This is a genomic window from Runella rosea, assembly GCF_003325355.1.
Taxonomy (GTDB): domain Bacteria; phylum Bacteroidota; class Bacteroidia; order Cytophagales; family Spirosomataceae; genus Runella; species Runella rosea.
Genome location: NZ_CP030855.1, coordinates 32,191 through 46,815 on the forward strand (window position 1 = coordinate 32,191; position 14,625 = coordinate 46,815).

Sequence of the window (14,625 nt, forward strand, 5' to 3'; positions counted from 1 at the left end):
CGTGATTAGTTAGGTTAAGGGCAGCCGCCAATGTATGCTAAAAAGCTATTACCTGCTCCCGCCGTAGCACTGAAGCCGGGATTCAGCGTCACCGATTTGGTTGCCTGATATACCACCGTTGCCCCCGACACCTGATTGGTGGCCACGATCTTATCGGCCGCCTTTAGTACCGTGCCCGATGTAATGTTTTCCGTCACCGTCAGATTCGCTGGCCCGCTGCTTCCACTGCTCTGGCTTTCATACACCCCACGATCTACAATGCCCAACCCTACAGGATAAGGACGCAGATTGCCCTCCAGATCTACATTCGGTGCGACTGAATTATCGCCCCCGTTAATGGCTGGCGAGCAAGGGAGCAAGTGGTAATCCCCCAACGTGCCCATTGGAGCAAGCCCGTTAGCATTCGGATTGACAAACTGCGGATTCTGGTTGCTATTGCCCACTCCAGTATAGCCCCCTTCCACCGTGCTATAGGTAATATTGCTACCCAAGGTAGACTGTAACGGTGAGTTACCCCATAATATACTGTTTTTTACCGTAGTTACTGAATTGGCGTTGTAAATACCCCCCGCATTTTTTCCATCATCCTTGTTGGATGCGATAGTAGTATTCACCAGCAATGGTTGACTGCCATTGACGTACAGACCGCCTCCTAACCCTTTGTTAATGACCATCAGTACGTTCTCAAAATAGGGTCTACTACCTCCCAACACATAAACTGCGCCCCCGAAGGTAGCTTCATTGCCAAAAATGATACTTTGAGTGATGCGCATGTGGCTGCTATCGCGAAGCATCATACCCCCGCCTCCCACCGCCCGGTTGTCAGTGATGATACAATTGGTGATCAGCCCTTTACTCTTATTAATCGCCAAAATCCCCCCGCCCGAGGCCAGCACTGCTGGGTCGTTGAGGTCTGTATCCTGAGTGATACCCACGAATTCAGCAAAACCTTTCTCGATGCGGAATCCGTCCAGACGGGTCAGTGAATCCGTGCTTCGGAACAAAACTACGTGATTACTGTTGTCATTGCGCTGGGTGCCGCCGATCTCGCCGCTGAGGATGGTCAGGTGGTTTTTTGGGTTTTGCTGACTCAACAGCGTTTCGTTTCCTTCAAACCCACCGTAGACCTTCACGCCGGACGGGATGGTGAACACATCTCGGCGCAGGGTGCCGGGTTTGTAAGTGCCCTTAGCGACCCACACTTCGACGGGGACGTCGTAGGCCAGGGCGGCGGTATCGAGCCCCATCTTGAGATCGGAGAAGGCGGTGGTCCATGATTTACCGTTTCTGATGACGGCTTTGTTGGCCTGATTGACAAAGATCTGTTTGACGACTTTGACGAAGACGTTGGCGGACGGGTCGGAGAGGCAGGTTACGGGGCTGGAACTTTGTTGGCAACGGGCATAAAAGGAGGCCGCAGACAGAATGGTGGCGGGCATGGCAACGGGGGAATTGTCGCTGCTTAAGTACCAGTTGACCGCCGCGTTTGGACCGCTGCATCCCGAGGCGCGCAGAGAAAAGGGGAGGTTGGGGATAACGATGGTGTCGTTCTGCACCGTCGGTACGGCAGGGCTGAGAATCGTGATCAACACGGCCTCAGAGAATGCTTTGCTGCACACACCGCTTTTGACGAGGGCTCGGAAATAGGTGTTTGCCGTCAGGTTGCCGATGGTGGCACTTGTCAAGGTTGTCGCTGTGGAGACAATATCAACGGGGCTGGTGAAAGCCTCGTCGGAGGATTTTTGCCATTTGACGACGCTGCCCGTTTGGCCACTCAGGCTCAAATCAGCGGGAGCCGTGCCTGCGCAGATGGTTTGGGCCGCGCTGACGGTTCCGCCTACGCTGACGGGATTGACGGTGATCAAAACGGCCTCAGAAAATGCTTCGGCACAGACGCCGCTTTTGACGAGGGCTCGGAAATAGGTGTTAACCGTCAGGTTGCCGATGGTGGCACTCGTCAGCGTAGTTTCTGTGGAGACAATGTCAACGGGGCTGCTGAAGGCCATGTCAGTTGACTTTTGCCATTTGATGAGGCTACCCGTTTGACCGCTCAGGCTCAAATCAGCGGGAGCGGTGCCAGAGCAGATGGTTTGGGCCGCGCTTAGGGTTCCGCCTGCGCTGACGGGATTGACGGTAATTAAAACGGCCTCAGAAAATGCTTCGGCACAGACGCCGCTTTTAACGACGGCTCTGAAATAAGTATTGGTCGTGAGGTTGCCGATTGTGACACTTGTCAAGGTTGTACTTGTCGAAACAATATCAACGGGGCTGCTGAAAGCCATGTCGGTTGATTTTTGCCATTTGACGACGTTGCCCGTTTGTCCGCTCAGGCTCAAATCGACGGGAGCCGTGCTCGAGCAGATGGTTTGGGCCGAACCTACCGTACCGCCTGCGCTGACGGGATTGACGGTGATCAAAACGGCCTCAGAAAATGCTTCGGCACATACGCCGCTTTTAACGACGGCTCTGAAATAAGTATTGGTCGTGAGGTTGCCGATTGTGACACTTGTCAAGGTTGTACTTGTCGAAACAATATCAACGGGGCTGCTGAAAGCCATGTCGGTTGATTTTTGCCATTTGACGACGTTGCCCGTTTGTCCGCTCAGGCTCAAATCGACGGGAGCCGTGCTCGAGCAGATGGTTTGGGCCGAACCTACCGTACCGCCTGCGCTGACGGGATTGACGGTGATCAAAACGGCCTCAGAAAATGCTTCGGCACATACGCCGCTTTTGACGAGGGCTCTGAAATAAGTGTTGGTGGTGAGGTGGCCGATGGTGGCACTCGTCAAGGTTGTAGCAGTGGAGACAATGTCAACGGGGCTGGTGAAAGCCGCGTCGGAGGATTTTTGCCATTTGATGACGCTACCCGTTTGGCCACTCAGGCTCAAATCAGCGGGAGCCGTGCCTGCACAGATGGTTTGGGCCGCACTTAGGGTTCCGCCTACGCTGACGGGATTGACGGTGATCAAAACGGCCTCAGAAAATGCTTCGGCACATACGCCGCTTTTGACGAGGGCTCGGAAATAGGTGTTAGCCGTCAGGTTGCCGATTGTGGCACTTGTCAGCGTAGTTTCTGTGGAGACAATGTCAACGGGGCTGCTGAAGGCCGCGTCGGAGGATTTTTGCCATTTGACGACGCTGCCCGTTTGGCCGCTCAATGTCAAATCAGCGGGCGAAGTACCAGAGCAGATGGTTTGGGCCGCGCTGACAGTTCCGCCTACGCTGACGGGATTGACGGTAATTAAAACGGCCTCAGAAAATGCTTCGGCACATACGCCGCTTTTGACGACGGCCCGGAAATACGTATTGGCCGTCAGGTTGCCGATTGTGGCACTTGTCAAGGTTGTACTTGTCGAAACAATGTCAACGGGGCTGCTGAGGGCCGCGTCAGAGGATTTTTGCCATTTGACTACGTTGCCGACTTGATTGCTCAGGCTCAAATCAGCGGGAGCTGTGCCAGAGCAGATGGTTTGGGTGTTGCCTACCGTTCCGCCCAAGCTGTTGGGGTTGACCGTCACGCTCCCCATAATCTCCTCCGAAATGCAGTTGGTGGTGGTATTTGAGAGGGTTAAAGTAAACGAAATCGAACTCCCCGAAGCCCCTGTGCTTAAAGTGACGCTGATGGGGTTGGTCAAATCTCCGTCGTTGACGGTCGTAATACCCACTCCCGAAATCGAATACTTATTGGGCGATTGGGTGGGGTTGGTGTAGGGAATAGTAAACGATATCGCTCCCGCGCAAATGGCGGGAATGGTACTCAGCGTCAGCGACGGTTTGGCGGGGTCGTTGAGGGTGGCGGTAGCGGCGTTGCTGACGCAAGCCCCGTAGGTGGCCACGATGTGGGTGTAGCTGCCCGCGCCTAAGCCCGTGAGGGTGATGACTCCGCCGTCGCTGGAAGTAAAGTTGGCAGCGGCCACGTCGTTGTTGTCTTTTTTGTAGGTAACGCTGTACGTGGTACTGTTCAGGAAGCCGCTCAGGGTAATGCTGCCGTTGTTGCCCCCGCAAGTGATGGGGTTGTTGCTGCCCACGGTGGGGGTAAGGGCGGTGGGCGGCGCGAATTGGTATTCATACGCCCCCATATCTACTCTACCGCTATTGAAAAAGCGTGGATTCCCCGCCAAGTCCACATTACCCGCCGTAGCAGAGGTGGTAGCTGGGTCTCCCGCGTTGATGGCGGGGGAGCAGGCTTGCAGGCGGAAGTTGCCGCCCGCGGCGTTGACGAAGAGCGGGTTGGCGGCAGCGTTGTTGCCGTTATCGTTGATGATGGCATTGTCGCCATTGCTAATTGCCGCAATTCCTCCTTCCAGTATCGTGTGGGAGATATTTAACGTGGAAGCAGACCCATTCCTGATTTGGTTCCCTCTAACCGCTGCCTGGTTGCCCCAGAAGATGCAATTGCGCAGGGTGATAGTAGGGCTACCCAAATTTGATGCTTGAAAAAGAGCACCTCCATCTCCCAGTGCTGAGTTGTTGGCAAAGGTGCAGTTGGTAATCGTCACATTTGCATTGCCGGAAGTCCACATTGCCCCACCATGAGAAAATGAACTGTTGTAGGTTGCCTGATTTTCGAAGAAAAGACAATTGGTGAATGTCGGTTGGCTACTGCCCTGATCCCCTTCGTTCGCAACCGCTCCACCAGACCTTGCAAAGTTATTTTTAAACACGCAATTGACGACGGTAGGATTACAATTTCCACCTATTCCATTGTTGTACATGCCCCCTCCACTACTAAAACCACTTGTATTCGCATTTCCGCCCGTCACTACAAAACCATCCAGTACAGCTGTGTTATTGATTGCATTTCCGTTGCGGATGACATTGCGGCAATTGTCTGTGATATCACCCACCGTGCCAATGTCGCCGCTGAGGATGGTCTCGTTGGTCGCCCAGTTGCGGTCGGTTAGGGTAGGGTTGCCCGTATTGGGAAAGCCACCGTAGATGGCCACGCCGTTTTTCATCACAAAGGAAATGCTGCGGTTGGTGCCGCTGGTCGGTTTGTACGTACCAGCGGCGACCCAGATTTGGTCGCCCGAACCGGCGGCGGCGAGGGCTTGCTGCAAATCTTTGAAGGCACAATCCCAAGACCTGCCGTTGCCCGATACCGATACCGAAGCATTGACAAACCATACACCGGGGACTGTGTTCGGTAGGGTCGCTTGAAATTCATACGCCCCCATGTCAATCATCTGCCCACCCGAGACGGACTCGAACTTTCGGGGATTGCCGCCGAGGTCGGCGGTGGTGGTATTGGCCGCATCGCTGCCCGCATCAATGGCGGGGGAGCAGGCTTGCAGGCGGAAGTTGCCGCCCGCTGCGTTGATGAAGAGCGGATCGGCGTTACCATTTCCATTAGGGCAGTTAGCGCATCCGGTATAACCACCTTGTATGATGCAATTGGTGAAATTGCCAGAAACATCTGTTTGCCCCCAGATGATACAATTATTGAAAGTGGGCGAACCGGCCCCGTAATAAATTTCTTTGCCGGAATTACCGGTAAAGGTGCAATTGGTAAAGGTCGGATTTGCCGCGATAGCATTGTAAGTCCCGCCGCCAAAGCTAGCCGAGTTACCGGTAAAGATGGCGTTGGTGATGTTGGGGGAGCTCTCTGAGTTGTACATCCCGCCGCCAAAGCTAGCCGAGTTACCGGTAAAGATGGCGTTGGTGATGTTGGGGGAGCTCTGTAAGTTGCTCATCCCGCCGCCTGAGCTGTTAGCCGAGTTATCGGTAAAGTTGCAGTTTACCACTGTGGGAGAACTAGATTGGTTAAACATGCCTCCGCCCAAGCCTGATGCTAAATTACCAGTGAATGTGCAGTTATAAAAAGCAGGGCTGCTGTTTCTGTTATACACGCCACCTCCAAAGGCATTGATGGTATTGGATTGCCCATTGGCAATGCCGCCGCTAATCGTAAACCCGTCTAATATGGCATTGGCGTCCAGTCCGTTATCAAAATTGTAGATGACGTGGTAGCTGTTGTCGACGCTATTGCCCGCTGTGCCGATGTCGCCGCTGAGGGTGGTCACGTTGGTCGCCCAGTTCCGGTCTGCAAAAGTTGGGTCGCCCGAATTCGGGAAACCGCCGTAAATGGCCACGCCGTTTTTCATCACAAAGGAAATGGTGCGGTCGGTGCTGCTGGTCGGTTTGTAGGTGCCGGCGGCGACCCAGATTTGGTCGCCCGAACCGGCGGCGGCGAGGGCTTGCTGCAAATCTTTGAAGGCACAATCCCAAGACCTGCCGCTGCCCGATACCGATACCGAAGCATTGACAAACCATACACCGGGGACTGTGTTCGGTGTGGTCGCTTGAAATTCATACGCCCCCATGTCAATCATCTGCCCACCCAGGACGGACTCAAACTTGCGAGGATTGCCGCCGAGGTCGGCGGTGGTGGTATTGGCCGCATCGCTGCCCGCGTCAATGGCGGGCGAGCAGGCTTGCAGGCGGAGGTTGCCGCCCGCTGCGTTGACGAAGAGCGGGTCGGCGTTCAGGTTGCCCGTGCCAGTGAAGCCACCCTGTACGATGGAATAGGTGACCGTGCCACCCGAAACGCCAGTGGCATTGCCCCATACGATGCAGTTGGTAATGGCGGTTGCGTTCACCTCGTTGCTTATCGTGCTGTTACCGCCTATGTTGCCAAAGAAGGTGCAGTTGGTGACCCTGGCCGAAGCCGTGCCACCGCCATTGGACATGGCCGCACCCGCTACGGTGCAACTGTTGCCGATGAACAGGCAGTTGGTCACACTTGCTTGGGAGTTGTCGTTGAACATAGCCCCACCTGCGGCGGCTGTGTTGTTCCTGAAAATACAGTTACTGACCGTGGGCGAGGCGTGGGTGTTCCACATGCCACCGCCAAGGTTAAGCGGGAACCCACCGTTGGCATTTGCCGCCTCCACGGTAAAACCATCCAGTATTGCAGAGCTGGCCAATGGTGCACTAGCAGTGAAGGTGTTGTTGATGACCCGATAGGAATTGTCCGCTATGCCAGCCGCACCGATTTCACCGCTGAGGATGGTCACGTTGGTGTTCCAGTTCCTTTGCGAAAGCTGCGTTTCATTACCAAAGAAGCCGCCGTAGATGGCCACGCCGTTTTTCATCACAAAGGCAGCATTGCGGTCGGTGCCGGAGGTGGGCTTGTAGGTGCCGGCGGCGACCCAGATTTGGTCGCCCGAACCGGCGGCGGCGAGGGCTTGCTGCAAATCTTTGAAGGCACAATCCCAAGACCTGCCGCTGCCCGATACCGATACCGAAGCATTGACAAACCATACACCGGGGACTGTGTTCGGCAGGGTCGCTTGAAATTCATACGCCCCCATGTCTACCCTGCCGTTGTTGAAAAAGCGTGGATCCCCCGCCAAGTCCACATTGCCCACCGTAGCAGAGGTGGTAGCTGGGTCTCCCGCGTTGATGGCGGGCGAGCAGGCTGCTAAGGCGAGAGAGGTGGGGCTGATGAAGGGAGAGGTACTGGTTGTTAGACTATTGGTGGCCGTGTAAGTCGTTGGGTTAGAGGCACTCTCCAGCAGGCTATACGAAATTAGAATAGGCTCATTCGTCCCATCCAGCCAAAATGTAAATAGACCATTGCCCGACACAACGCAGTTGGTTAGTTCAACCACATGATTGTTTCCAGTCTTGTGCAGGGTGGTTGACCCCGTATTCCCCCGAAAGGAGCAATTAATTAACTGCGAACTCATACCACTCGTACTCGTATTATTGAATAGTATAGCTGTTCCAATAAAGTTATTTTGACCTGTATTGTTATTGTTCTGAAATGCACAGTTCACATACATGCAACTCGCATCCTGGACAAATATAGCTCCTCCTTGGGAGGATGTATTATTCCGAAAGAGACAGTTGGTGAGCTGAGCCTTAGTACTGCCTGTAGAAAGTAGTACTATTCCTCCACCAGCAAAATTGGCAGAGTTATCACTAATCAGACAATTTTGTATTGTGGGGCTACTACCTGTATTGTTTATTCCACCACCCATAGACTGAGCTTGACTACTGGGATGGTTGGCATTTCCGCCCGAGATGGTAAACCCATCAAGGACGGCGGTAGTATTTAAACCCTTGCCATCGTTATTGATAACGTTGTAGCTGTTGTCACTGTTGTTGCCCACCGTGCCGATGTCCCCGCTGAGGGTGGTCACATTCGTCACCCAGTTTCTGTCTGCAAAAGTTGGGTTGCCCGAATTCGGGAAGCCTCCGTAGATGGCCACGCCGTTTTTCATCACAAAGGAAATGGTGCGGTCGGTGCCGGTGGTCGGCTTGTAGGTGCCTGCGGCGACCCAGATTTGAGATACGCACGAGGGATAGGTACTGGCTAAGGTAAGTGCAGCTTGTAAATCCGTAAAAGCATTTGCCCAAGTACTTCCGTTGTTGCTTCCAGAAGCGGAAGCATTGACGTACACGATTCCTCCGGTAATATTAGTACAGGCACATACATTATACGTAGATTGGTACTCATACGCCCCCATATCGGCATTGCTCACGCCCGTGGCATTGAAGGGGCGAGCATTCCCTGCAAAGTCGGTTGAAGGGGCGTTGGTATTTGTACCTGCATCTATCGCCTGAGAACATTGCTGCAGGCGAAGGTCTCCCGATGCGGCGTTGACGAAGAGCGGGTCGGCGTTCAGGTTGCCCGTGCCCGTGTAGCCGCCCTGTACAATAGAGTAGGTCACGTTACCGCCATTAATACCGCCGCTATTACCCCATACAATACAGTTGGTGTAGCTGGCATTGGATTGATTTTCTATGGTAGTGCCGCCGGAGTTGCCATAAAATGTGCAATTGATCACCTTAACGTTGGCAGAACCGCCACCACATGAAATGGCGGCACCTGAGATGGAGCAGGTATTGTTGATGAACAGGCAATTGGTGGCAGTGAGCGATGAGTTGTCGTTGAACATACAAGCACCCGCCCCTGCAAAGTTGTTTCTGAATGTACAGTTTCTGATAGTGGGCGAGGCATTGGCATTCCACATACCACCGCCAAGGTTAAGTGGAAAAGCTCCATTTGCATTGGCAGCCTCAAGGGTGAAGCCGTCCAATATGGCCGTGTTTGTAAGGGGACTACTTAAAGTGAAGGCGTTGTTGATGACCCGATAGGAATTGTCCGCTATGCCAGCCGCACCGATTTCACCGCTGAGGATGGTCACGTTGGTGTTCCAGTTGCGGTCGGTTAGGGTAGGGTCACCCGTATTCGGAAAGCCGCCGTAGATGGCCACGCCGTTTTTCATCACAAAGGCAGCATTGCGGTCGGTGCCGGAGGTGGGCTTGTAGGTACCCGCCGCTACCCAGATTTCTGTTAAGTTGCTATTGCAAGAATAATTGAGTGCCGATTGCAAATCGGTAAAAGCATCGGTCCACGTCAAGCCCGTATTTGCACCCGTGGCGGTAGCGTTCACGTAAAGGCGGGTGGGGGCCGGAGTGACCGTGAGCGGAATACAATCACTACTTACACTTACATTCGAAGCTTGAGATACTACATTGAATTTACAACTTCGCATACCTTGCGGTAATGTTATTTTCAACGGCGCGCCAGTAATCAATCCAGGAGGCACTACCTCAAACGTATTGGTCAAGGCAGGTTCTCCCTCACAGTTAGGATTGGTATAAAAAGTACGGGTTACCGTTAAGTTTTGGAGAGCATTTGACCAAATGATTGCTACATCACCAGTTTCTGAACCAGCACAACCCTGAACATTCATTACGGTGCGTATATATAATATCTCAGGAACTGTTTGCGCCTGACTATGCAAGGGCAACAGATTGCTTAAAATCAAGAAGATTGTTAGTAGTTTGTGTTTCATAAGGTTTTGTTTTTTGAGGCCTGAACGGCGGCGGCGGCGGCGGCGGCGGGGGTGGGGGTGAGTTGTTCAATTTTCTCATCAAAATACCACCAAATGGCAAGACAAGCCAACAAGGCCACGGCCAACAGCAGTAGCCACCATCCCTTATAAAGTGCGTATTTGATTTTGATAAAAAGGTTCATGTCCTAAGGTTAGAAACTATGCACAAAAGCACCAAATTTGGAGCATCACAAAAACATCACAAATTATAATGTATTGACTTACAATGAATTGAAAAGTAAAAAATGCCTCTAAAAAGCTTAGAGGCATTTTTTACTAATAAAAATTCAGCCGTAGAGAAGTGAATTTTAAATCGAGTGAAGGTACAATTCAACCTCATCTCAGCGGCGCACCGCCCCTAACTCTTCTCCTTGCAGGAGAAGGGGATTTCAAAGGCTTTTCCTACAAGCCCATGAGGGTAGGACAGTTAACCGCTGATAGTGAGCTTACACTTAGCAATATAAGATTATTGAGAATCCGAGTGAAGGGCTAAATTTGATTGGCTAAGTCGTGCCAGGTGGCGTCTTCGGGCAGGTCTATTTTCTTTCGGAGCCGAAACCATACGTTGCGCACGGCATTGACCGACACCCCCAGCGAGGATGCCATTTCCCGGGTGTTGAGTTGGAGTTTGGCCAAGGCCATAAAACGGATTTCGGCGGGCGAAATGCCAGGGATTTTTTCTTTTAATCGTTGTAAATAGCCCGTGTGTACTTGCTCAAAAAGGGCCTTAAAACTGAGCCATTGTTCCTCGGTAAGGAGGGTGTTGTTTTGCAGTTGTTGAATACCCGCGGTCGTTTGGGCGTCGTCGTTTTCGGAAAGCAACAACTCAATTTGTTTGTTTTTGGCGATAATGATGTTGGTAAACTCGTCTAGTTTTAGCTGTGCTACGAGCTGTTCTTGCTTGGCTTTTTCCTGTTCGAGCAGTAGTTTCCGTTCGGCCTCCTGTTGTTGAATTTTCAACTCTTTTTCCTTTACTTTCATCAGCAATTGGTAGCGCAGAATCAACACAAAAGCGACGGCAGTCAACAACACCACCATGACAATGGCAATGACTCTATTTACTTTTTGTTGGCGGATATTTTCATTGAGGGTTGTTTCTGCGTTTTGTCGCCGCTCGGTTTCGAGCTTTAAATCGGCCTGAATTTGCACGTTTTTGCCCCGGCGCTTTTCCAAAATGCTCGCCCAGTATTGGGTGGAGTCTTTGTGGGCTATCACCAAGGGCATATTGCCCACCCGTGTATAGTATTTGCCGAGAAATTGGTGCAATTGATACTTATCTGACTCATTGCCTTGGCTTTGGGTGGTTTGCTTGGCTACGGCAATGAGCTTGGTGGCTTCGGCTACTTTGTTTTGGGTTAAGTACAAATCGGCCAGCGCAACGGCAAACCTGCAGGTATTGTCCCATAGCTTGTGCTTGTAGGTATCTTCAATGCCTATTTTGTAGTAATTGATGGCGGTGTCAAATTGACCGATGGCTTTGTAAACGTGGGCTTTGTTGCCCGTCAAAATGCCGTACCAGCCCTGTTTGGTTTTCTCGTCGGCAAATTCTGCCTGAAACATGTGCAGGGCTTTATCAAAATACACGAGTGCCGAATCGTAGTTTCGGCGTTTTAAATAAGCCATTCCTACTACATCCAAGGTCAGGAATTGTTCGGTTTTGTCTATGTTGTATTTTTCTACTTCTTTTCCGTATTGAATGGCACTAGCAAAGTCGTCAAATTGGTAAAAGACTCGGGTTGCACCACTAAAAAACAGCCCTTTTTTGTAAGGACTGATCATTTTTGCCACATAGAAATAGGCAATCGCTCGGTTTAAATAATACAGAGAAAGCACATCCTGCTGATAATTGAGTCTCAGGTTGGCACTGTACAAAAAAGCAAAACTCCCCTTAATAGCGTCGAAATTGATTCGATCGGCTTCGGCGATGCAGTGGTTGTACCATTGCTCAAAGGCTTGGTAAGGCACTTTACTGCTTCGTTGCAAATAGTCCATTTTCGATAATTGTGCAATCAAATAGGCCTTCTCGTCATGGTGTCGGTTGGCCGCTGACTCCACAATCGCCACCCTAAATAAATAGCCTTCTTTGGTCTCAAGATTTGTAAAAGTACTGCTGCGGATGGAATCTATCACATCCCAACGCTTGGGGTAAGGATGTTGATAGGCCAAGTCGTAGATTTGGACGTACTTTTCGGGATGCCGTAAATCTTGGGCATGGGTGTAGTTGGTTTGGAACCATGAAAGAACAAACATTAAAAAGAGCGAAACGCTGTTTTTACTATAAATTATGCTTATTCTCACTGCGTTAGTCAATTGCCAAGGGTTGATCAATGAATGTCGTTGAAACCTTTCCGTTCAGGGCAAAATTAGAACGGTTTTTTTATATTTTATCATTCATATTATTCAAAACTACCCAAAAGTCCTGCTACCAATTGAGAGGTAACAGGACTTTTCAAAGCGAGAGGAACCGACTTGTTTTTACTGCACCTTCACTACTTTCAGCGTTGCCTGTTTATCAGCTGTATTGATTTTGAGGAAATACATCCCGTTGGCCATTTCGCTGACGTTAAACTCTTCTTGGTGAGTGTTGATTTCCGGTACAAAAGCGCGGCAGCATTACCGCGCTTTCAAAAGGTTGAGAATCGAGAAAAAAAGAATTATTAAGCATTACTTTTGAGCCTGACTGCCTGTAACGGCCGCTGTGTTACAACCACCGATAAAGGCCTGAAAACTGTTGCCTGCTCCCGCCGTAGCACTGAAGCCGGGATTCAGCGTCACCGATTTGGTTGCCTGATATACCACCGTTGCCCCCGACACCTGATTGGTGGCCACGATCTTATCGGCCGCCTTTAGTACCGTGCCCGATGTAATGTTTTCCGTCACCGTCAGATTCGCTGGCCCGCTGCTTCCACTGCTCTGGCTTTCATACACCCCACGATCTACAATGCCCAACCCTACAGGATAAGGACGCAGATTGCCCTCCAGATCTACATTCGGTGCGACTGAATTATCGCCCCCGTTAATGGCTGGCGAGCAAGGGAGCAAGTGGTAATCCCCCAACGTGCCCATTGGAGCAAGCCCGTTAGCATTCGGATTGACAAACTGCGGATTCTGGTTGCTATTGCCCACTCCAGTATAGCCCCCTTCCACCGTGCTATAGGTAATATTGCTACCCAAGGTAGACTGTAACGGTGAGTTACCCCATAATATACTGTTTTTTACCGTAGTTACTGAATTGGCGTTGTAAATACCCCCCGCATTTTTTCCATCATCCTTGTTGGATGCGATAGTAGTATTCACCAGCAATGGTTGACTGCCATTGACGTACAGACCGCCTCCTAACCCTTTGTTAATGACCATCAGTACGTTCTCAAAATAGGGTCTACTACCTCCCAACACATAAACTGCGCCCCCGAAGGTAGCTTCATTGCCAAAAATGATACTTTGAGTGATGCGCATGTGGCTGCTATCGCGAAGCATCATACCCCCGCCTCCCACCGCCCGGTTGTCAGTGATGATACAATTGGTGATCAGCCCTTTACTCTTATTAATCGCCAAAATCCCCCCGCCCGAGGCCAGCACTGCTGGGTCGTTGAGGTCTGTATCCTGAGTGATACCCACGAATTCAGCAAAACCTTTCTCGATGCGGAATCCGTCCAGACGGGTCAGCGAATCCGTTCCTCGGAACACTACCACGTGATTGCTATTATCATTGAGTTGCGGTCCACCGATCTCTCCGCTCAAAATCACGGGGTGAGTCTTCCAGTTACGCTCAGATAAATCCGTTTCTGTTCCCGCAAAACCGCCATAAACGTGTACATTAGAAGGAATCTCGAAAACATCACTACGCGACGTGCCAGGTTTATAGTTACCCTGTGCTACCCACACCTGTATGTTGGAGTCTGTTAAGGCGGCGGCGGCGCTCAAGCCTGATTGCAAATTCGCATAAGCCGTTAACCAACTTGCACCGTTCTGGACAGGATTAGTATTAGCTATGTTGACAAAAATCAGTGTCGTCTTAGTGAGAATTTGCAGAGTATCAGTGGTTTCAAAAGCAGGACAGACCCCACTTGCCGCAATCGTATAAGTGACAATATAGTTGTCAGGGATACTTCCGGCTAAATTGACTTCACCTGTGCTGGCATTGAGTAATAATCCTGGTGTTGAGCTAAAAATTCCGCCCATTATCCCCGTTAAAGTAACGGAAGCTATCCCAGAATTTGTATATGGAGATCCTGCATAATTGATTGTTGCACTTGGGACAGGAACTACGTTAATGGTTTGTGAAGCACTGGTAGTTACACATGTTGTGTCTGCTGTGGTGCGGACTTGGAAAGTGTAGGCAGCGGGCGTTAACCCACTGAAACTATTACTGCTTTGCCAAACGGTACCATTTTTTGAATACTGTAAAGGCAAATTGCTAGTGGCATTGATCTGTGCGGTTCCCGTGGGCACTGCACAGGTAGGTTGTGTCAGTATTACCTCCGAAATCATTGGTGCGTTCGGTACAGAATTGACCGTCAAACTCAGCGGTTTTGAGGTACAACCCGTAGCCGTGTTTTGGGCCGTGACCTGATACGTGTAAGGCGACAAATTGGCAAAGGTGGCTGAGGTTTGGTAAGCCCCGCCGACGCTGTATTGGATACTTCCGCCCGTGGGAGCTGTAATCATAATCGTGCCCGTCGGAGTTGTGCAGGTGGGTTGTTGCGTCACCGTGGCCGTTGGGGTGGCAGGCGCATTCGGAACGGCATTCACCGTTAAACTCAATGCGGGTGAAGTG

5 protein-coding genes are annotated in these 14,625 nt (G+C 51.2%); all 5 read right to left on the reverse strand.

The window, feature by feature from the left end; genetic code table 11:
* Positions 1-14: 14 nt before the first annotated feature.
* A complete protein-coding gene (locus DR864_RS29470; protein ID WP_114070735.1) occupies positions 15-9,809 on the reverse strand; it encodes a DUF8696 domain-containing protein in 9,795 nt (3,264 codons plus the stop codon).
* Positions 9,806-9,991 (reverse strand): hypothetical protein, encoded by a 186-nt coding sequence (locus DR864_RS29475; RefSeq protein WP_114070736.1) that lies wholly within the window; start codon positions 9,989-9,991, stop codon positions 9,806-9,808. Before DR864_RS29475 ends, DR864_RS29470 begins: the two co-directional genes overlap by 4 nt.
* Before the next feature lie 346 nt (positions 9,992-10,337).
* The gene (locus tag DR864_RS29485) at positions 10,338-12,098 is read right to left on the reverse strand and encodes a hypothetical protein (RefSeq protein WP_114070738.1); all 1,761 of its coding nucleotides are present in this window, start codon (positions 12,096-12,098) and stop codon (positions 10,338-10,340) included.
* Positions 12,099-12,323: 225 nt separating this feature from the next.
* On the reverse strand, positions 12,324-12,437 hold the full coding sequence (locus DR864_RS30600; protein WP_114070740.1) for a T9SS type A sorting domain-containing protein: 114 nt from the start codon (positions 12,435-12,437) through the stop codon (positions 12,324-12,326).
* Between the two features lie 75 nt (positions 12,438-12,512).
* Positions 12,513-14,625 (reverse strand): right-handed parallel beta-helix repeat-containing protein (locus DR864_RS29495; RefSeq protein ID WP_162794311.1); only part of this gene is annotated, 2,113 nt, incomplete at its 5' end.